This window comes from Citrobacter sp. Cb041 (assembly GCF_030336655.1).
Lineage (GTDB): Bacteria > Pseudomonadota > Gammaproteobacteria > Enterobacterales > Enterobacteriaceae > Citrobacter > Citrobacter braakii.
Window position 1 is genome coordinate 291,382 of sequence record NZ_JAOWDD010000040.1, and the last position, 19,299, is coordinate 310,680.

The 19,299-nt window shown below is 49.5% G+C and carries 17 protein-coding genes and 1 tRNA gene; 11 read left to right on the top strand and 7 right to left on the bottom strand.

Features of this window, described 5'->3' with window-relative positions; translation table 11 throughout:
* Nucleotides 1–99 precede the first annotated feature (99 nt).
* The 3 genes from OGV52_RS16820 to trmB are packed head-to-tail and all read right to left on the bottom strand — an operon-like array spanning nucleotide 100 to nucleotide 1,914.
* Complete coding sequence (locus tag OGV52_RS16820; protein WP_016157447.1) at nucleotides 100–819, bottom strand: YggN family protein; 720 nt, start codon at nucleotides 817–819, stop codon at nucleotides 100–102.
* 49 nt (nucleotides 820–868) lie between these two features.
* Nucleotides 869–1,195 (bottom strand): YggL family protein, encoded by a 327-nt coding sequence (locus OGV52_RS16825; RefSeq protein ID WP_019077661.1) that lies wholly within the window; start codon nucleotides 1,193–1,195, stop codon nucleotides 869–871.
* On the bottom strand, nucleotides 1,195–1,914 hold the full coding sequence (gene trmB, locus OGV52_RS16830) for a tRNA (guanosine(46)-N7)-methyltransferase TrmB (RefSeq protein ID WP_016154407.1): 720 nt from the start codon (nucleotides 1,912–1,914) through the stop codon (nucleotides 1,195–1,197). The genes OGV52_RS16825 and trmB overlap by 1 nt, the downstream gene beginning before the upstream one ends.
* A 160-nt stretch (nucleotides 1,915–2,074) precedes the next feature.
* Between trmB and mutY the strand changes: the two genes are divergently transcribed.
* The 4 genes from mutY (at nucleotide 2,075) to OGV52_RS16850 (ending at nucleotide 6,077) form a co-directional block, all read left to right on the top strand.
* Nucleotides 2,075–3,127 carry an A/G-specific adenine glycosylase gene (gene mutY / locus OGV52_RS16835; RefSeq protein ID WP_287108822.1) on the top strand — a complete coding sequence of 351 codons (1,053 nt, stop codon included), beginning with the start codon at nucleotides 2,075–2,077 and terminating at the stop codon, nucleotides 3,125–3,127.
* Between the two features lie 27 nt (nucleotides 3,128–3,154).
* A complete protein-coding gene (locus tag OGV52_RS16840; RefSeq protein ID WP_016154409.1) occupies nucleotides 3,155–3,430 on the top strand; it encodes an oxidative damage protection protein in 276 nt (91 codons plus the stop codon).
* Between the two features lie 94 nt (nucleotides 3,431–3,524).
* The gene (gene mltC, locus OGV52_RS16845; protein ID WP_049040265.1) at nucleotides 3,525–4,610 is read left to right on the top strand and encodes a membrane-bound lytic murein transglycosylase MltC; all 1,086 of its coding nucleotides are present in this window, start codon (nucleotides 3,525–3,527) and stop codon (nucleotides 4,608–4,610) included.
* Nucleotides 4,611–4,820: 210 nt separating this feature from the next.
* Nucleotides 4,821–6,077, top strand: a complete 1,257-nt coding sequence (locus OGV52_RS16850; protein ID WP_047499271.1) for a nucleoside permease — start codon at nucleotides 4,821–4,823, stop codon at nucleotides 6,075–6,077.
* Nucleotides 6,078–6,132: 55 nt separating this feature from the next.
* Here OGV52_RS16850 and OGV52_RS16855 read toward each other — a convergent pair whose 3' ends face one another.
* Nucleotides 6,133–8,268: an ornithine decarboxylase gene (locus OGV52_RS16855; RefSeq protein WP_200108164.1), complete on the bottom strand. Its 2,136-nt coding sequence runs from the start codon at nucleotides 8,266–8,268 to the stop codon at nucleotides 6,133–6,135.
* Between the two features lie 468 nt (nucleotides 8,269–8,736).
* On the opposite strand from OGV52_RS16855, the gene OGV52_RS16860 reads away from it, so the two are divergent.
* The 4 genes from OGV52_RS16860 (at nucleotide 8,737) to OGV52_RS16875 (ending at nucleotide 13,032) form a co-directional block, all read left to right on the top strand.
* Nucleotides 8,737–9,444, top strand: coding sequence for a DUF554 domain-containing protein (locus tag OGV52_RS16860; protein WP_046274954.1), 708 nt, complete (start codon nucleotides 8,737–8,739; stop codon nucleotides 9,442–9,444).
* 105 nt (nucleotides 9,445–9,549) lie between these two features.
* Nucleotides 9,550–9,625 (top strand) — tRNA-Phe (locus OGV52_RS16865).
* A 592-nt stretch (nucleotides 9,626–10,217) separates the two neighbouring features.
* Nucleotides 10,218–12,263, top strand: a complete 2,046-nt coding sequence (locus OGV52_RS16870) for a lipase family protein (RefSeq protein WP_233623823.1) — start codon at nucleotides 10,218–10,220, stop codon at nucleotides 12,261–12,263.
* A 238-nt stretch (nucleotides 12,264–12,501) separates the two neighbouring features.
* The gene (locus OGV52_RS16875; RefSeq protein ID WP_149382417.1) at nucleotides 12,502–13,032 is read left to right on the top strand and encodes a hypothetical protein; all 531 of its coding nucleotides are present in this window, start codon (nucleotides 12,502–12,504) and stop codon (nucleotides 13,030–13,032) included.
* A 712-nt stretch (nucleotides 13,033–13,744) separates the two neighbouring features.
* On the opposite strand, the gene OGV52_RS16880 is transcribed toward OGV52_RS16875, so the two are convergent.
* Together OGV52_RS16880 and OGV52_RS16885 are read right to left on the bottom strand one after the other, a co-directional pair.
* Nucleotides 13,745–14,950, bottom strand: a complete 1,206-nt coding sequence (locus tag OGV52_RS16880) for a PDDEXK-like family protein (RefSeq protein ID WP_153690027.1) — start codon at nucleotides 14,948–14,950, stop codon at nucleotides 13,745–13,747.
* A gap of 510 nt (nucleotides 14,951–15,460) precedes the next feature.
* Complete coding sequence (locus OGV52_RS16885) at nucleotides 15,461–16,048, bottom strand: MarR family winged helix-turn-helix transcriptional regulator (RefSeq protein ID WP_049282739.1); 588 nt, start codon at nucleotides 16,046–16,048, stop codon at nucleotides 15,461–15,463.
* A 183-nt stretch (nucleotides 16,049–16,231) separates the two neighbouring features.
* Here OGV52_RS16885 and OGV52_RS16890 point away from each other — a divergent pair, with 183 nt between their 5' ends.
* From OGV52_RS16890 to OGV52_RS16900, 3 genes are read left to right on the top strand one after another with little or no spacing between them, the layout of a single operon-like run.
* A complete protein-coding gene (locus tag OGV52_RS16890) occupies nucleotides 16,232–16,471 on the top strand; it encodes a thioredoxin domain-containing protein (protein ID WP_046276182.1) in 240 nt (79 codons plus the stop codon).
* 8 nt (nucleotides 16,472–16,479) lie between these two features.
* Nucleotides 16,480–17,220, top strand: coding sequence for a hypothetical protein (locus tag OGV52_RS16895; protein WP_049282737.1), 741 nt, complete (start codon nucleotides 16,480–16,482; stop codon nucleotides 17,218–17,220).
* Nucleotides 17,221–17,261: 41 nt separating this feature from the next.
* A complete protein-coding gene (locus OGV52_RS16900; protein WP_047499262.1) occupies nucleotides 17,262–17,798 on the top strand; it encodes a redoxin domain-containing protein in 537 nt (178 codons plus the stop codon).
* Nucleotides 17,799–17,957: 159 nt separating this feature from the next.
* Here the strand turns inward: OGV52_RS16900 and OGV52_RS16905 are convergent, their stop codons facing one another.
* Complete coding sequence (locus OGV52_RS16905) at nucleotides 17,958–19,298, bottom strand: VasL domain-containing protein (RefSeq protein ID WP_287108824.1); 1,341 nt, start codon at nucleotides 19,296–19,298, stop codon at nucleotides 17,958–17,960.
* Nucleotide 19,299 lies beyond the last annotated feature (1 nt).

The following is a 19,299-nucleotide window of genomic DNA, read 5'->3' on the forward strand; positions in this document are numbered from 1 at the left end:
CCATCAAATTGTTATTCTTAGAGATGGATATCAAAAAAACAGAAAAATACAAAATAAAACGGCACAGAATGTTTCTGTGCCGTTAAAAAGAGGTGAAGATTATTTCAGAGTGCTAACCAGCGTTTTACGATCGTTTTCCAGCGTCACGACGCGGGCACAAACATCTTTGCCAAACTGCTGGAAGTCTTGTTCCTGATTCTTCCATTCGTTCTGAATTGAGGTTTGTAAACCTCCGAGGCTTCCGAGCACGCCCTGCAGCGGATTACCACCGCCTTTGAGCACGGCTTTCGCCCCCATCTCGTTGATGCTGTCCTGCAAAATACCGCCCATCGCCTGATTGACCAGCTGTTGTCCATCCGCGCGAACCTGATCAATCGCCTTATAATGGAAGGTCAGGCCGTCAGTGCGATGCTCAATAATGCGGTTCATCTGCTCTTTCAATTGCGCATCCAGCTTAGTTAAGCGGCCACGCATGTTGCTGCTTTCGCCGACCTCTTTGGCGATGATTTTATCCAGCGCCACGCGACCTTTCTCCACGCGCGCTCTGGCACCTTCGTCAATCCACGGCAGGCTGCTACGCAACGCCGCCTGATAATCTTTAGCCTGCTCACGCTGCGCGGCGTTCAGGTTGTACTGTTTACCGTTAAAGGTGACATCACCGGCCTGGGTAATGACCAGGTTGCCGTTCTCACCCTTCACCTGTACCGTTTGTGGACTCAAAATCACATCGTCACGCGGGGTGACGCTGCACTGATAATCAGCATGTGCGGCCATCGCCGTGAACGTTAGGACTGCCGCCAGCAGCGTTTTGCGCATCATATCTTTCCCTCAATACAAATTGGGCCGGCATTTGCCGACCCTTTGCTACTTAGTCCCACCAAATATCGAAAAGTTCGCTGGTGCGCACTTCTTCGAGTTTGCGCTCTTCCAGCCACTTACGCACGATAGCCTGATGTTCTTCGGTGCATTTGCCGATTTCCTGCAGACAGATCAGACCTTCCCAGGCCAGATAGCCGCTGCCGTCAAAGGCCAGCTTGTTCGGTTCGATAACTTCATTGATAAAATCATCAACGATTTGATCGACCTGCTCTCCAGATGTACCTTCCGGGAAACGCCATGCAACCGAAAATCCTACTTCCTGGAATTCGTCGATGTGCATTTTTTTACGCAGACGACGGCTACGGTTCTTTGCCATTATTTCACCCTCTCGAACATTAAGTCCCATACGCCGTGGCCAAGACGATGACCACGTTGTTCAAATTTGGTTACCGGGCGCGATTCCGGGCGCGGTACGTAATCGTTACTCTCTGACTGGTTTTTATACCCGTCAATCGAGGACATCACTTCAAGCATGTGCTCCGCATAGGCTTCCCAGTCGGTTGCCATGTGGAACACGCCGCCCAGCTTCAGCTTGCTTAAGATATGCTCAGCAAACGGTACCTGAACGATACGGCGTTTATTATGACGTGCTTTATGCCACGGGTCAGGGAAAAACAGCTGAACCATAGATAAAGAATTGTCAGGAATCATTTTATGCAGGACTTCGACGGCATCATGGCACATGACACGCAGGTTCTCGACGCCCTCTTCATGGGCTGAAGCCAGACACGCGCCAACGCCCGGTGAGTGAACCTCAATGCCGAGGAAATTTTGCTCCGGACGCGCTTTCGCCATCGCCACCAGCGAAGCCCCCATACCAAAACCAATTTCAAGCGTGACTGGCGCATCGCGACCAAACAGCGCAGCGAAATCCACAGGTTCTTCGCTGAACTCAACGCCCATCACCGGCCAGTAGTTTTCCAGCGCGTGTTCCTGCCCTTTCGTCAGTCGCCCCTGGCGACGAACAAAACTACGAATCCGGCGCAGCGGGCGGCCGTTTTCATCAAATTCCGGTGAAATGACGTCGTTCTTCATAAAAGTTTAGTCTGCTGTGTTTGAGTTCTGAAAACGGGCATTATCCAAAGTTAGTTGCCGGATGCAAGTAAAGGAAGAAAGTGAGCAGCGGAAAGTTCCGGTTTACACCCCGTTGCCGCTGTGCTGCAATCTTGCCCCCGGCAATAATGAAACGGTAATCATGCAAGCGTCTCAATTCTCGGCTCAGGTTTTGAGCTGGTACGACAAATACGGGCGGAAAACGCTGCCCTGGCAAATTGATAAGACGCCTTACAAAGTATGGCTCTCTGAGGTGATGCTGCAACAAACTCAGGTTGCGACCGTTATCCCCTACTTTGAGCGCTTTATGGCGCGCTTCCCAACGGTAACGGATTTAGCCCATGCGCCGCTGGATGAAGTCCTGCATTTATGGACCGGGCTGGGCTATTACGCCCGAGCGCGTAATCTGCATAAAGCCGCACAACAGATTGTGACGCTGCACGGCGGCTCATTCCCGCAAACCTTTGATGAAGTGGCCGCCCTGCCAGGCGTCGGACGTTCAACTGCAGGCGCGATCCTTTCGCTCTCCCTGGGTCAGCATTTTCCGATTCTTGACGGTAACGTCAAACGAGTGCTGGCTCGCTGTTATGCTGTAAGCGGCTGGCCGGGTAAAAAAGAGGTCGAAAAGAAACTGTGGGAGTTGAGCGAGCAGGTTACGCCAGCCCATGGGGTTGAGCGGTTTAATCAGGCGATGATGGATTTAGGCGCCATGGTCTGTACGCGCTCAAAACCCAAATGTTCCCTGTGTCCGTTGGAAAATGGCTGTGTGGCGAGCGCCGATGCAAGCTGGGCGCTGTATCCGGGTAAAAAGCCCAAACAGACATTACCAGAACGGACGGGCTATTTTTTACTGATGCAGCATGAAAACGAGGTGTTGCTCACGCAGCGACCACCCAGCGGCTTATGGGGTGGCTTATACTGTTTTCCGCAGTTTGATGATGAGGATGGGCTACGCGACTGGCTGGCGCAACGGCAAATTAACGCAGATAATCTGACCCAACTTAATGCGTTTCGCCATACCTTTAGCCATTTCCACTTAGATATTGTGCCTATGTGGCTTCCCGTGTCCTCATTCACCTCATGCATGGATGAAGGCAACGCGCTCTGGTATAACTTAGCGCAACCGCCGTCGGTCGGACTGGCGGCCCCCGTGGAGCGTTTGTTACAGCAATTACGTGCCGGCACACAGGTTTAACGTACCGGTCGATAAAGAGGATTTTTTATGAGCAGAACGATTTTTTGCACTTTCCTGCAACGCGAAGCAGAAGGACAGGATTTTCAGCTGTACCCGGGCGATCTGGGAAAACGCATCTATAACGAGATTTCTAAAGAAGCATGGGCGCAATGGCAGCATAAACAAACCATGCTGATTAACGAGAAGAAACTCAATATGATGAACGTTGAACACCGTAAGTTACTGGAACAGGAGATGATTAACTTCCTGTTTGAAGGTAAGGATGTGCATATTGAAGGCTATACGCCTGAAGAAAAAAAATAAGCATCGCTTGCTGGCAATCTCGTAGGCCGGATAGGGTGCTTGCACTGCCATCCGGCAAAACGATACAACAACAAACACAACACGCACTCCCGGAATGATGAAAAAATTTCTCGCGCTTGCCGTTATCGCGCCGTTGCTCATCTCCTGTTCCAGTTCGACCAAAAAAGGCGATTCCTATAACGAAGCCTGGGTCAAGGATACCAACGGTTTTGATATTCTGATGGGGCAATTTGCCCATAACATTGAGAATCTGTGGGGATTTAAGGAAGTGCTGATTGCGGGTCCGAAGGACTACGTAAAGTATACCGATCAGTATCAAACCCGCAGCCATATCAATTTTGATGACGGTACGATAACCGTCGAGACCATTGCCGGGACAGATCCCGCCGGACATCTGCGTCTAGCGATTATCAAGACGTTGCTGATGGGCGATGATCCGGGTTCTATCGACCTCTATTCCGATGTCGACGACATTAAGATTTCCAAAGAGCCGTTCCTGTACGGGCAGGTAGTCGATAATACCGGCCAGCCTATTCGTTGGGAGGGACGTGCAACCAACTTTGCCAACTACCTGCTACAAACGCGACTGAAAAAGCGCAGCAATGGCTTGCGTATCATCTATAGCGTGACGATCAATCTGGTCCCAAATCACCTTGATAAGCGCGCGCATAAATACGTCGGCATGGTACGTCAGGCTTCACGTAAGTATGGCGTCGAAGAGTCGCTGATTCTGGCCATCATGCAAACCGAATCCTCGTTTAACCCGTATGCGGTCAGCCATGCCGATGCGCTGGGACTCATGCAGGTGGTACAACACAGCGCCGGAAAAGATGTGTTCCGTTCCCAGGGGCGCTCAGGCACGCCAAGCCGTAGCTTCTTGTTTGACCCGGCCAGCAACATTGATACCGGTACAGCCTATCTGGCAATGCTGAATAATGTCTATTTGGGCGGCATTGATAATCCGACCTCGCGTCGCTATGCGGTGATCACCGCGTATAACGGCGGCGCGGGCAGCGTGCTGCGCGTGTTCTCGAACGATAAAATTCAGGCCGCAAACATCATTAACAGCATGTCCCCAGGGGACGTTTATCAAACGCTGACCACCCGACACCCATCTGCTGAATCACGCCGATATCTTTACAAGGTCAATTCCGCACAAAAATCATATCGTCGCCGCTAATGTATCCCTCTCTTGCCCCCTAAAACGGGGGCCTGAAGGGGGAAAAACGTTAACTCCATCACTCTTTTGCTTTGCAATCCGAAATTGTTTGCAAATATTTGTCACAGGTAACAAAAAAAGAGTGCCTCTCGTTGATAGAATCACATCATATAGCCACGGCAAATGTGCCTTTTAAAACATTCATCCGCATTACGGTGTGAGGAAATTAACATGAATCTTAAGCTGCAGCTGAAAGTTCTCTCGTTTCTGCAGTTCTGCTTATGGGGTAGTTGGCTCACTACCCTCGGCTCCTATATGTTTGTCACCCTTAAATTTGATGGTGCATCCATTGGCGCGGTGTACAGCTCGCTGGGGATCGCCGCCGTGTTTATGCCTACGCTGTTAGGGATCGTGGCTGACAAATGGATCAGTGCAAAATGGGTGTACACCATTTGTCACCTGGTCGGCGCAGCAACGCTGTTCGCCGCAGCCGAAGTCACCACGCCAGGTGCCATGTTCTTTGTGATCTTGCTTAACTCCCTGGCCTATATGCCAACGTTGGGGTTAATCAACACCATCTCTTACTATCGCCTGCAATCAGCCGGGATGGATATTGTTACAGACTTCCCGCCAATCCGTATCTGGGGCACCATCGGCTTTATTCTGGCGATGTGGGCGGTAAGCTTCTCCGGCTTTGAACTGAGCCATATGCAGCTGTATATCGGCGCGACGCTGTCCATCGTATTGGCGCTGTTCACCCTGACGCTGCCGCATATCCCGGTCGCCAATCAGCAGAAAAACCAGAGCTGGTCTTCCATGTTGGGCCTGGATGCCTTCGCGTTGTTTAAAAACAAGCGTATGGCGATTTTCTTCATCTTCTCTATGATGCTGGGCGCAGAGCTGCAAATTACCAATATGTTCGGTAATACCTTCCTGCACAGCTTCGATAACAATCCGCTGTTCTCCGGCAGCTTCATCGTTGAACACGCGTCGGTGATGATGTCGATTTCGCAGATCTCCGAGACGCTGTTTATCCTGACCATCCCGTTCTTCTTAAGCCGTTACGGTATTAAGAACGTGATGCTTATCAGTATCGTGGCGTGGATGTTGCGCTTCGGCCTGTTTGCCTACGGCGATCCAACACCGTTTGGTACCGTGCTGCTGGTTCTGTCGATGATTGTTTACGGCTGCGCCTTCGACTTCTTCAACATCTCTGGCTCCGTGTTTGTAGAGAAAGAAGTTCGCCCTGAAATCCGCGCCAGCGCACAAGGCATGTTCCTGATGATGACCAACGGCTTCGGTTGTATTCTGGGCGGTCTGGTGAGCGGTAAAGTAGTTGAACACTATACGCTGAACGGTATTACCGATTGGCAGACCGTGTGGCTGATCTTCGCAGGTTACTCGCTGGTTCTGGCTTTTGCCTTCGTTGCGCTGTTTAAATACAAACACGTACGCGTTCCGGCAGGCGCCCAGACTATCGCGCACTAATCTTTATTGATTAAATAGGGTCACCTGATGGTGGCCCTATTTGGTCAGATGACGCTTACTTCAGAACATATCCATACAGACGTTTAATACCGTCTACATCCGTTTCACTGTAAACCCCTTGCAGCTCCGGCGAGAAGCCCGGCAGCAGGTTTATGCCCTCTTCCAATGCCAAGAAGTAACGTTGCACCGCCCCGCCCCATACTTCGCCCGGTACCACGCACAGTACGCCCGGAGGATAAGGCAGCGCGCCTTCTGCCGCAATGCGACCAGCGGCATCACAAATACGCACCAGTTCAACATCACCGCGGATAAAGGCGCTGTTAGCATCCTGTGGGTTCATCGCCACGGCAGGTAAACTCTCCTGACGGAACATCGCTTTTTGCAGATCTTTCACATCAAAGCTGACGTACAGTGAGTGCATCTCCTGACACAGTTCACGCAGCGTGTAATCCCGGTAACGTACCGGATACTTGTTGAAGATGGTGGGCAGCACGTTTGCCAGCGGCGTATCGTCTTCAATATGCTGCTCAAACTGCGCCAGCATCGCGACCAGTTGCGCCAGTTTCTCAGCGCTTTCTGCCGGGGTCAGCAGGAACAGAATCGAGTTAAGGTCGCATTTCTCCGGCACGATACCGTTTTCACGCAGATAATGCGCCAAAATCGTCGCCGGAATGCCAAACTCAGTATATTGCCCGGTTTGCGCATCAATGCCCGGAGTGGTTAACAGCAGTTTGCAGGGATCGACAAAATACTGGTCGCGTGCATATCCAGAAAAACCATGCCATTTAGCACCAGGTTCAAAGCTAAAGAAGCGACGCTCGCTGGCAATCACCTGTGTCGGATAGCTTTCCCACGGTTTGCCATCCACTACCGGAGGAATAAACGGTTGAAGCAGCTTACAGCGGGTAATAATCGCTTTGCGGGCCTCGATCCCCAGCGTCACACATTCCTCCCATAGCCGACGGCCGCTCTCGCCTTCATGGATTTTGGCGTTAACGTCCAGCGCCGCAAACAGCGGGTAAAACGGGCTGGTGGAAGCATGCAGCATAAACGCATTGTTCAGACGCTTATGCGGGCAGAACCGCGCCTGGCCGCGAATATGGTTATCCTTTTTATGGATCTGCGAGGTTTGCGAGAATCCGGCCTGCTGTTTGTGTACCGACTGAGTGACAAAAATCCCCGGATCGTTAGCATTGAGCTCCAGCAGCAGCGGCGACCCATCGGCCATCATCGGGATAAATTGCTCGTAACCGACCCATGCGGAATCAAACAGAATGTAATCGCACAGGTGACCGATCTTGTCGATCACCTGTCGGGCGTTGTAGATCGTACCGTCATAGGTACCCAACTGAATGATCGCCAGACGGAACGGGCGCGGTTGATCAGCCTTTTGCGGCGCAACTTCTCGAAGTTGCTGGCGCAGATACTCCTCATCAAAGCAGTGCTCATCAATGCCGCCAATAAAGCCAAACGGATTACGCGCCGCTTCCAGGTAAACCGGCGTAGCCCCCGCCTGGATCAGCGCCCCGTGGTGGTTCGATTTATGATTGTTGCGGTCAAACAGCACCAGATCGCCGCGCGTCAGCAGCGCATTGGTGACCACTTTATTGGCCGCAGAGGTCCCATTCAGCACAAAGTAGGTTTTATCCGCGTGGAAAACTTTCGCGGCAAATTTCTGCGCATGTTTCGCTGATCCTTCATGAATCAACAGATCGCCAAGCTTAACGTCAGCGTTGCACATATCCGCGCGAAACAGATTCTCACCAAAGAACTCATAGAAATGTCGGCCCGCAGGATGCTTCTTAAAAAACTCACCGTGTTGGTGTCCCGGGCAGGCAAACGTGCTGTTCCCCATTTCGACATACTGGGTAAGCGTGTCATAGAACGGCGGCAGCAGCTCTTCCTCATACTGACAGGCAGCAGATTCCAGCTCCAGCCAGTCCTGAGCCTGACCGCGAATTACCGCATTAACGCCCGCAGGCACATCAACATCAGACTCTGCGAACAGAAACACAGGTAGATGAAAACCGGTGCGTTTCAGCAAAGCCAGGATCCCACTGCGGCTGTCCGCAACGGTAATGACGACTGCCGCAACGTCAGTAAAATCGGTACTGTCCAGCGACACCACCTGACGATGGCTGGACAGACGAGAAACCAGTTCACTACTGGCGGCAATTTTCATTGATTTCATAAGCGCAATAACCCGTTTCGGGAAAATCAAAAGTCCCGGACAACGCCGCATGGCTTTGCCCACGAAATGACAGGTCAAACTGGTTACCAGCCCCGACCGCCAGACATCAGTAAAAGCAGATAGCCTCTGATTTTACTGTTATCCTGCAGTGAGCGTGCGCTGCCCTCACCGCATGGTGGGAGCGTAAAGATAAGTCGCGGGAAGGGGCAAACGTCGCGCAAAAAGGCGATGTTGAAGGCGATGTAGGGGGAGTAATATCATCCCAGGCAGCCCCATTCAGACAGGAGAAAATTCGCGCAATCATGGCACCTTTCAATTACAGGCGCAAGATAAAATCTTGCGCGAAAACCTTACAGATAAGCAAGCATTTCGTCTGAAAGTTGCGGCATAATAATGCAATCTGAAACATAATTTCACCCAGCTAATTGCCTTTAGTATCAAGACGATGATGGGTATGCAGGAGCAAATGTGGTAATCGGACCCTTTATTAATGCCAGCGCCATTTTATTTGGTGGCATTCTCGGCGCGCTGCTCAGCCAGCATATACCAGAACGCATTCGGGTCTCCATGACCTCTATTTTCGGGCTGGCCTCGTTAGGGATTGGTATCTTGCTGGTTATCAAATGCGCCAACCTACCGGTGATGGTTCTGGCAACGCTCGTCGGCGCGTTAATTGGCGAGTTCTGTCATCTGGAAAAAGGGATCAATGCCGCGGTAGCCAAAGCGCAGCAGGTTTTCACCCGCTCGGACGCCAACGTTACGCACGAATCCTTTATTCAAAGCTATGTGGCTATCATTGTGCTGTTTTGCGCCAGCGGTACCGGGATCTTCGGTGCGATACATGAAGGGATGACCGGCGACCCGAATATTTTAATCGCCAAGTCATTTTTGGATTTCTTCACGGCCATCATTTTTGCCTGCTCATTAGGAATCGCGGTATCCGCCATTTGCATGCCGATGCTGGCAATCCAGTTAACGCTTGCCACCTGTGCAGCACTGATTTTACCCCTGACGACGCCAGCTATGATGGCCGATTTCAGCGCCGTAGGCGGTCTATTGCTGCTGGCAACCGGTTTGCGTATTTGCGGCATCAAGATGTTTGCGGTTGTGAATATGCTTCCTGCCCTGCTGCTGGCAATGCCGCTTTCCGCCGCCTGGACGGCATTTTTTGGCTGAGAATGCGTGCATTAGCAGCAATGTGGTGATAGATTGTGCAGTCTGCATTGATTTGAAGAAATTTCGTTGACGAAGCGAAGCGAATCGGGTTTAATGCGCCTCGTTGCCCGGATAGCTCAGTCGGTAGAGCAGGGGATTGAAAATCCCCGTGTCCTTGGTTCGATTCCGAGTCCGGGCACCACTATTTAAAGAACCCGCCCTAGAGGCGGGTTTTTGCTTTTCAGGGTTCTGGTCGAGATGCTCGCCGATGCCCCTGCCCTGCCTCTGCCATCCAGCATGAGCATTTCTCTTGAGCTGCTACCAACCCCTCTGGTCGCAGGGGCCTTCCCTGTCAGACTTCCTATACCCAATAAACACTATTTCCATCATGTGTACCTGGCTAACAGATTCATTACTGCACGGCTACATCCGGTCTTTGTCCGGTCTGAAGTAAAACGCATACAACCTGATTTGACCCCTCCTCACTCCCCCTACATCAAACCGAACATTTTTCACTCTTATTGATTTAGCTTTAGTCACCTTTTGGGTATTATTCCTACTATATCAATATGATCCATGGGGGATTATGGTCAGAATACTGGTAATACCGAGAGACAGGATCTCAATCGGAGATAGAAAGTTCTGCAAAACGGGGCTTACCGTAAAATCCCTAAATGACCTGCAACCTCCAGCCCATTGCATATTAAGATAACAGTGAATATTTTGGTTAAGTTACGCCCCGCGCAAGGTGGAAAGCAATTTAACAAATTGAATTAAAAGGATTTAACCGCATAATGGACGCAACAGACAACACGACAGTGACCTGCCTGAGTCACAAAATGAAGTACAAAGAAGTCGCCTGCGGTAAGCAGCGGATGTACTGGCTGGAGCTGCAGTTTGTAGATGAGAACAACAACCCGGTATCCGGCCTCAACGTGCAACTGGAATACCACCAGCTTGCAACGGAGGCGGAGCTGGCACTGTTGAGGCGAGGAGGCGACAGCCGGTTCGATCCCTCGCCGCCACCGAACCCGCCCGCCAGTGTCACTGACAGCCAGGGAGTGGTGCGGTTTGATGACCTGTACTGGATTAACGTTGATGTGAAAACAGACGGTCAGAAGCTGGCCGACGAAATGGAACAACGTCCACTCAGCATCAGCCGCAACCCGAACAGCCAGCCGGTAAGTAGTAATATATTCCGGCCAGAAACGCGTGATCCGAAATGGCGTTCAAACGTGCAAATTAGCGCGGAACAGCATGGCTATGACCATCATTATGTGACTATCGGTGAGCTGTGTGACCGAATGCCTGATATCCCTGAATGGAAGGATAAAGAGCCACCCCGGTTTCACTTTCCGCACGGAACATCGCTGAAAGGCACGAAGGTAGCGCGGGAGGCACTGGAAAAGCGCCATGTTATTGAGATTTGTCCCTTCCGGGCGTGGTCGCTGGTGCTGCACGATACAAAAGACTATTCGCTGGCAAATGGCTATAACCTCGGCGTGATGGCTGATAAGGCCTATGCGAAAGGTGGGAACTCGGTGATTAAGCCGTTTTTCCTGGAAAAGTGCCTGGATTTGTCCACGACGCCGAAATATGAAGAATTTCCGTCATTTCCTTACGCGCTTGTTGTTGATGTACCGTTCCGTGAACGGTACATCTCTGCTGAATTTCTGGACTCATCCCGCTTAAGTGACAAAGCCCCCATCCGCTTATTGCTCGACAGCACCCAGCTTTTTTACGTTGAAAATGCGGTCCATGTAGTTGTGGCATGGCGGGGAACGCAGGAAGTTCCAGACTGGGTCACCGATGGCTGGTATTCGCCGCAGCCTTGTCCGTCAGAGCTGGCTAAAGCTGGTCGTATTCATGGTGGGTTTCTGGAGGCATATCAGCTGGCGAAAGAGCGGTTTGGGGATGAATTTAAAGAAATAAAAAGAATAGCTGATGGCGGAAAAAAACTGTTTATCGCCGGTCACAGTCTGGGCGGAGCACTGGGGTTGACTCATGCTGCGGAGATGAAGGAATTTGCGCCGATACTCTATACATACGGAATGCCCAGGACCTTTACTGCGGATGCCGTGGGTAATCTCTATCAGATCACTCACTATCGGCACGTCAACGACAGCGATACCATCACCAGCGTACCGTTTGATGCCAATCTGGATAACTGGATGTACGGTAAGTTTGGCCCTCTAGGAACCACGCTCGGCTTTTTCTGGACGCTGGCAGCCGAGTTGCCGGTGCAGATGGCCGGAGCCTACATCGGTGAGCACTACTGGCATCACGGCAGCCCGGTGGTTTTCTTCCGCGCCACACAGACCCGAACCTGGCTGGAATGTAAAACGATGAACAGCCATACCTGCCGCCGTCTCAGCTCAAGCGATATGCACAAAGTTAAGTTGTTCCTTGTCCCGTCGCTGTCTGAGGCTGAAAACACGGAGGCCAAAGAGGCGCAGGAGGCGTTTGTGCGTGAGTTCCCGGCCACAGATATTCAGAAGGTTTTCCCCCGGAACACCAATCCTAATTTTGACCATATGACCAGTCCAGGCCAGCACTCGATGGCGAGTGAGTATCTGCCGTTCCTGAACAACCAGCTTCTGGAATCAGCATGGCCGGAGCTGAAACTGAGCCGGAAAGAGTACCGGGAGGATTTCCGAGAGCAAATGGATAAATACGGCGCAAATTCGCCGGAAGAAGAGCTGAAGCGTAACCGGATGTTCCTGGCCCTGCAGGATATGGTGGGCAATTCGCTGACGGTTACCCGGAAACTACATGGTGGCGAGAATGCCCTGACTCGTTTTAAATCAGTTGCGGAGGAAGAAGTTGAATCGACACGCTAAATATCTGGCAGGACTGCTGCCACTTCTGGTGCTGTTACCCCTGAGTGGCTGTGCCAGTCGCCCGGACTATACCCTTAACCCCCCAGCCAGTAGTGAATGGGTAACTGTAGCGGTGAAACTCCCAGCTGAAACGGAGGTATTACCGTTGGATGTGCTTTACCGCTCAGATACTTGCAGACGGAAAGTTTATGATCCCACGACTGAATCACATGTGAGTACGGAAAGGGGACTGAATCCCATGCAGATGGATCTCAGTCCAGCTGATGCTAAGGGTATTCGCCAGATCCGAATTGCCCTTGACGGTGGAACAAAGTGTGGCTGGACCCTCAGTGGTATCAGAGTCGGAATTCAGTTAGCCAAAACATCTGTTCTTGCTAATGGTAAGGATATTACCCCTGCTAACTATGTATTTGATTTTGATGATGAAGGTTACAGTAATGCGTTTGGGAAAGGAGAACCAAACTCAGTCAGTGGTGATCTGATTTTTAAAACTGAATTTTTCCCGATGGAATATGTATATCGCTCAATTAGTGAGATTGACCTAGATCTCTTTGCAGGGAATGAAAAATACGACAAATGGAATAGATATTATAGAGTTACTGATAGCAGGAATATAAAAATTGAACCTGTTTTATATTTGAATAAAGTCGTAAAACTTCAAACATCAGGTTCATCACGCGGAAAAGTTATTGTCACATATCCAGATGGTACTTCGGAGAACATAAGTGGTAGAGTTCCCGATTATGACAAGTTACTTCGAATGAAATAGAAAGGAAAAAGAAAGATCTCCTTTAGATCCTTCTTTTTCGCGTAAAATCCCTTGCTCGATAAAATAAAAAATCTCTGTAAGGTGGGTTGGGTCAGCTCCGTCGAGCTGACAACGCCTTTACATCTTGTGATTACAGGATCTATGCCGATATCAATACTGCCAACAATCTTCCATCGCAAATAAGCAGGTTGAAGTATTTCAGCAGCTTCCCACGTAGCCAACAACTTGAAAATATCTGTCTGTCAGCGCTTGATGGCAAAAGCACCAGTGGCATATTGCATAAAAATCATAAACATCTAGCAAATACTCTTATCCGTAGATAACCGGTAGTGGGCAGCGTTTGCCCGGCGACTGTAACCTTTCTGAAGACTTCCCGCCATTTCCCCGCATCTTACAGTTCGATTCCGAGTCCGGGCACCACTATTTAGAAAAACCAGCCTTAGGGCTGGTTTTTTGCTTTCTGGGGCCGGGGATTTTTGGTTGCTCTCAGCTCAGACATTACCATCCTGCGTTTCGTATCCCGTCTGAACATTCCCGTTAGTAGATCCCTGCCCCTCCGGTTACTGACTCCTCATCTGTTAGCCCCCAAACTTTCAATGATCATTATTCCCAGCATGTATACATTTCTGGTGAATTCATCAAGGTAAGCTGTATCTGGTCTTTGCCCGGTCAGACGAAGGGAAGCATTATTACTTCTCCTCTGCGCAGGGATTTAGCGCAACAGACTCATATCGATCTTTTCGTGAATGGCAAGGATCATCTCTCGTACAGCAGCAAAAATACTGTCTTCACCACGCTCAGGGAGTTTTGCCCATACACTTCCGTCATTTCCCCAATCACGAGGAATACGGTTTTTCCCTTGAAGATCGAAATCCCTGCTCCACCATGACCAGGTTGTGTAGGGTCCCCTAATGCGCAATTGAGGGAAATTCTCTGTAATTGCAGCTACTATTTTAGCAGCCCTCTCTTCTATATGAATAATCTCTGATATGCCAAAGAATAAACCGTTATAATTTGAATATTCAAACTTCCAGCATAAAGAGTAATTACCATCCGCACTTAATGGACTATAAAAATCTGTACTATTTTCCGATAGGACTTCAATAGAACGATAATCGATGAAACTTGCATTTAAATCATAGACAAACTCTTTGAGTAAATCGCTGCGAACTTTATTCATCTGGTTAAAAATCATAAATGCCGATTCAATAGAATGACCATCCTTGCGGATGATTTCTGACAACTCACGACTATTATCCATTATAAACTCACCATTAATCGACTGGTTGATATATTTAATCAATGATTCAACAAATATTCTGACTGCACCAGCCCGAACATGTAATAAACACGTATTTAGCCATTCGACGACGTCATACCATGATATTGTAAGGATATGTTGCCTTATTGTTTCCTGAGTAGTGTCGGGAAGAGACCATTCACTCGGCTCGTGGTTGCATAAATAAATTAACTTCCAGGGCCTTTCACGTTTGTTCAGCCATAGCGCATAATCCCGTAACTGGTTTTCCTGATCTGCTGCCCATGGTTTATTTTCGATAGCAATAACACCTTCTGAAGAGGTCAGTAACAGGTCTATCTTTCTTCCATTTTCGATAGTGACTTCATAATCAACCCTGACTTTATCTCCGGTAGCTACAGGGCTATCGTGTCCACTCTTTTCGATGAGGGAAAGAAATCCCTTTAGAAACAGTGCTGACTGCCCATGAGTTCCATCAGGAGAAAGCAAAAATCGTAGATAGCGTGAAAGAGCCAGTTCATCATTCTTCAGCCAGTCCATAAGGCTGAAATCAGGTGCCAGCTCGGCCTGATAGCGTAATTTAGCCAGAGCCGTCACTTCATTCCATCGTACAACACTTTCCAGAAGCGTCGCTGCATTCTGCAGCTGTATCTCATTCATTGTCTTACTCGTTACAAAATGGTGTTCTGTACCTTAATGTCGCGCTCGGTGAAATCAAGGGAAATCGAGAACAGTCCTGATTAGCATCAACACAAGACAACCGTAGTGGTAATCCTCGAAAAGGGCATCCCTATTTTCTTAATAACAAGGTAGAATTCTGGTAGGTTTTATTTGATCATTTTGTGATGTATTCCGATGTAATGCTCGATATGAAAGTTTTTTGTAAGGCTATCCAGTCATACCGCGCTTCTCAAAGGCAGTTCATAGGCAGTTTTAAAGGGATTGAAAATCCCCGTGTCCTTGGTTCGATTCCGAGTCAGGACGCCACTTATTCAGAGCTTGTTCGTTAAGAGATAAAATCCTTAACGGGTAAGACAGCAGTCCCCATACGGCATGATGATGGTACTCGTGTTACCACATCAGTTGAAAACGGGACTTAAATCCAGAGAATGCGCATACCATTTTCTGGATTTTTTTATGTCCGCACTTTATCCGTTCAAAAGCCAGTATCTAGCCCTTTCTCTCGTTCTGATCGCTAACGCTGCAACTATTTTCCGGTTCCTCAAATTCACGACAAATTAATGTGATGCTTTCCATGGGAATTGGCTCTTCTGTTAGACCACACCAGGGATGCCCATTTATCGACTGATGAAACCGGCAAAAACGGCACTCACCGAACATTCTGGCCCCCTGATTTTTCTGCATACTCCGCAGATGGGCCAGAAAAACTGTTTTCAGTTGTTCCTCAGAAAAAGCTAATGAATCCCACGGCTCCTGCAGTGTCTCCTGCATGATGCTATGCATCACTTCACTCGCTTTGGATGTCAGAACCAGATGGACAACCCGTTTATCCTTGCCGTCATTTTCTCTTCTAATCCAACCTTCACGCTCTAGTTTATTCAGGGACTGCGATACCGTGCCTTTAGTCAGCCCGAGGTATTCCGTGGTTGCAGCGGGCGTATTGGAATAACCATTGCATCGCGTTAAATAGAAAAGAATCTGAACCCATGTTGTGGGGAGTCCTTTCAGTTGCGGATGGCGATAAAAGCTGCCCATTTGCAGGCTCACCAGGCGTTCAAGAATATCAAAGAGTGTCACAGTAACCTGCCTCTGCTTGCCGGGATACGTGCTGGATAAGCAAACGTCCAGACTTTCTAAAGATGGGGATTTACTGTCATCAATAGTATCGATTCAAAACAATATTGACAATATTTTCAGTGTGTGTGTAATATTTAATGATATCGATTCGATACCATTAAATATTACACAAGGAAAGTCATCATGAGTAAAAAAGCCGTTTTCTTTCATGCAGGTTGCCCGGTATGCGTAGATGCAGAACACCAAATCGCACTGGCACTCGATCCCGCTCAATACACGGTAGAAATCGTTCATCTCGGAAATGATAAAACCCGACTGAATGAGGCCATCGAAGCTGGTGTGCAATCTGTTCCAGCCCTGGTACTGGATGGCGGTATCCCGCTTCACATCAACTTTGGTGCGTTTATTAAAGATCTGCTTTAAGGATAAAAATGAAACGTATTGCGATTGTATTAGCAATGGCTGTCGCCACCTCTGCCGGTGCACATGGCAATGAGCCTCATCAGGGCGGTATTAAAACCAGCGCCGACAAGGCTGTATTGGCTGAGTTTGATATTGTGCACACTAAAGTCACTACCGAAGGGAATGTTGCCACCTTCCATATGGCAGTTTCCGGCAAGGCAGGTAAAAGTAAGCCTGCAGTGACAGGTAAGCTGGCGGGAACGGAAATTTTCTCTTATGTCTGGCCGACAACGATCGATCCGTATGAAGTGGGATTTGAACATAAGGCCGGTATCCTGGCACTGGCGGTAACATCCCATCCTGATCTGGATGATACGCCGCTGTATGATGAAAATGGCGATGGTAACCGCAACAATGATGGCGATCTGTGGCATACCCACTGGGTGGTGCTGAAGCCTAACGAGGTCTGCGGGCCTGACGCACTGGCCGTAGTTGATATTCCTGAGGGACAAAAACCTAGGCTGCCTAAAACCTGGCCTGGCTTGCCGGTACTGTTGGACAGTCCGGGCTGGAATCCTACGCTGACAGGCGAAACTGTAGAAGTGAAAGTTCCGTTCGATAATATTGGGGTGGTCACTGCCAGCCAGTTTGATGGCGTAACTGCCGGGCTACGAGTTAATGCGTCCGTTCATGCGCCGCTACTTTGCGTCGAGGATGTATTTAAAGTGGCCTCTGGCAAGCTGACGCTGCCGGGGAAAGTAAACCAGTAACGGAAATTAACCCGCACCACAGTGCGGGTTCTGGAGTTAACATGAATATCATTCGTCATCCGCGAGCACCAGCATTGACAATTGAACGCTGGTTTAATACGTCACAGCCGATAACCCTGGAATCATTACGCGGCAAGGTCGTGGTAATGGAATCATTTCAGATGCTGTGTCCCGGCTGTGTTTCCCATGGACTGCCGCAGGTTTCACGTGTGTATGCCACTTTTCCACAGGATAAGGTGGCCGTTATTGGCCTACATACGGTTTTTGAACATCATGAGGTAATGACCGCACAGGCACTAGAAACCTTTCTATCAGAATACCGCATCCCTTTTCCCGTCGGGGTGGATATGCCGTCTCCTGACAATGATGTCCCCCAGACCATGCTGTCCTACGCTATGCGCGGTACACCTACGTTGACGTTAATTGATCAGCAGGGATATCTACGCCAGCAATATTTTGGTCAGGTAGACGACCTCGCGCTGGGAGCAGAAATCGGGGCGTTATTGAATGAGTCGTTGTCTGTTTCCGAGAACACGTCTATGGCATCAGGGTGCAGTGATGGGCAGTGTGCACTATAGGGGTCCCGATAGAGATCCTGGCGTTAACCTTTTAGGGCACTCAGTGATAATCCCTGATGAATGTTATTAATTTTTCATGATTTTATAGCGAAGATCATCAACCAATTTTATATAACCAACTGAATCAGTTGATGATCTTTGGCTGGCTTATTTCCTGTGCTACCGCCCTCGAATGGCATTTTGTTTCAGCAGCGTATAACGATTAAGAAGCTGGTTAAGTCGTATATCGAGCTGCTGATACAAAGCGGGTGATACACTCCCCTGTTTTTTTAATTCCTCATCGATTTGACGCAACAATTCTTCTGTCGGCGGCGTTTGGTCAAGCTGGCGGCGGATAGTGAAAATGGCTGATTTCAACTCCGACCCCGTCAGATATTTACCCTTGCGTTCATCAAGCGCATTTAGCTGGGCGGTTAACGCTTCCAGCCCCTGCTGGGCATGATGCCAGTTTTGCAGAGCACTTTCCGGCAACGCTTCCGTAGTTAACTGTTTCTGTAATCTGCTCGCGATTACTGTCGTCTGCGATTCTTCCGGCCACAGAGTGACTAACTGCTGCGCTAATGATGCAGCGTATTCCCGCGACCACAAAGGTGACAAGCGATGTAAAACGTCCAATTGCCCTTGCGTTGCAGCAATTATATCTTGCTTCTTCCCCTGCAAATCTGAGGACTGCTTCAATGTGGACAATTGTTCAGGCGTCGGCACCTGTGGCAATGGCTTAACCAGTTCATATCCGTCGGCTCGCATAGGGTTGAGACCAAGAAAAGCGCCTGTACTCACCACTGCTGTAACCATGACACCGATAGCAAACCCCAGCCATATCCGTCTGGTTCCATGATCGATTTTGGTCGCTAAAACCGCTGCGCTCGATTTCCCGGACGACGCTGGCTCATTAACCACAAAGACCAGTTGTGGCAAAGACGTCACAACGTTATTTGTTGCATCTGAAGCCGGTATCATCACAATGGCCGATCCCGAATCGGGTTCGGATTTCTCCAGACGCAAAGCTGCATTGTGCATCCAGGTCACGACAGCCTCCAGTTTACTAAGCGCTTTCAACTCAAGCCGTTGCAGCACTTCGCAGGCATGTTTTAAACTCTGTTCAACCCGATACACCATGGATAAATCAGTATATGACAGCGTTAGCGTACGCAATTCTTGCTGTAAACGGGCTGAGAGCCATGCCAACATCTCAACGCGGGCATGAGTTTGCTGTGGCCATATTGCATTCCAGTGGTGCGTCAGTAAGGCCTCCAGGAGTTCCGCGCATTCGGCAAGTCCCACCAGTCCCGCATTACGTATTCTGGCGACGGTGTACCAGGACAGTGTTTGCAGTTCGACGCCGTTATGACGAAACAATGCCAGGCTTAACTGTTCAACTTTTTGCCAGTCAACGTCCGGGCGCGCGGGGTGAGTCAGCTTGCTGATTTCATCGCGTAACAACCCGAACTCCGTGAAAGCACGCGGGTCACCACCGGTGCTGATGCGATACTTATCCATG

What these genes read in the sequence shown, in the direction of transcription:
- OGV52_RS16820 (WP_016157447.1), bottom strand. Translation starts at nt 819, where the DNA reads ATGATGCGCAAAACGCTGCTGGCGGCAGTCCTAACGTTCACGGCGATG.
- OGV52_RS16825 (WP_019077661.1), bottom strand. Translation starts at nt 1,195, where the DNA reads ATGGCAAAGAACCGTAGCCGTCGTCTGCGTAAAAAAATGCACATCGAC.
- trmB (WP_016154407.1), bottom strand. Translation starts at nt 1,914, where the DNA reads ATGAAGAACGACGTCATTTCACCGGAATTTGATGAAAACGGCCGCCCG.
- mutY (WP_287108822.1), top strand. Translation starts at nt 2,075, where the DNA reads ATGCAAGCGTCTCAATTCTCGGCTCAGGTTTTGAGCTGGTACGACAAA.
- OGV52_RS16840 (WP_016154409.1), top strand. Translation starts at nt 3,155, where the DNA reads ATGAGCAGAACGATTTTTTGCACTTTCCTGCAACGCGAAGCAGAAGGA.
- mltC (WP_049040265.1), top strand. Translation starts at nt 3,525, where the DNA reads ATGATGAAAAAATTTCTCGCGCTTGCCGTTATCGCGCCGTTGCTCATC.
- OGV52_RS16850 (WP_047499271.1), top strand. Translation starts at nt 4,821, where the DNA reads ATGAATCTTAAGCTGCAGCTGAAAGTTCTCTCGTTTCTGCAGTTCTGC.
- OGV52_RS16855 (WP_200108164.1), bottom strand. Translation starts at nt 8,268, where the DNA reads ATGAAATCAATGAAAATTGCCGCCAGTAGTGAACTGGTTTCTCGTCTG.
- OGV52_RS16870 (WP_233623823.1), top strand. Translation starts at nt 10,218, where the DNA reads ATGGACGCAACAGACAACACGACAGTGACCTGCCTGAGTCACAAAATG.
- OGV52_RS16875 (WP_149382417.1), top strand. Translation starts at nt 12,502, where the DNA reads ATGCAGATGGATCTCAGTCCAGCTGATGCTAAGGGTATTCGCCAGATC.
- OGV52_RS16880 (WP_153690027.1), bottom strand. Translation starts at nt 14,950, where the DNA reads ATGAATGAGATACAGCTGCAGAATGCAGCGACGCTTCTGGAAAGTGTT.
- OGV52_RS16890 (WP_046276182.1), top strand. Translation starts at nt 16,232, where the DNA reads ATGAGTAAAAAAGCCGTTTTCTTTCATGCAGGTTGCCCGGTATGCGTA.
- OGV52_RS16895 (WP_049282737.1), top strand. Translation starts at nt 16,480, where the DNA reads ATGAAACGTATTGCGATTGTATTAGCAATGGCTGTCGCCACCTCTGCC.
- OGV52_RS16900 (WP_047499262.1), top strand. Translation starts at nt 17,262, where the DNA reads ATGAATATCATTCGTCATCCGCGAGCACCAGCATTGACAATTGAACGC.
- OGV52_RS16905 (WP_287108824.1), bottom strand. Translation starts at nt 19,298, where the DNA reads ATGGATAAGTATCGCATCAGCACCGGTGGTGACCCGCGTGCTTTCACG.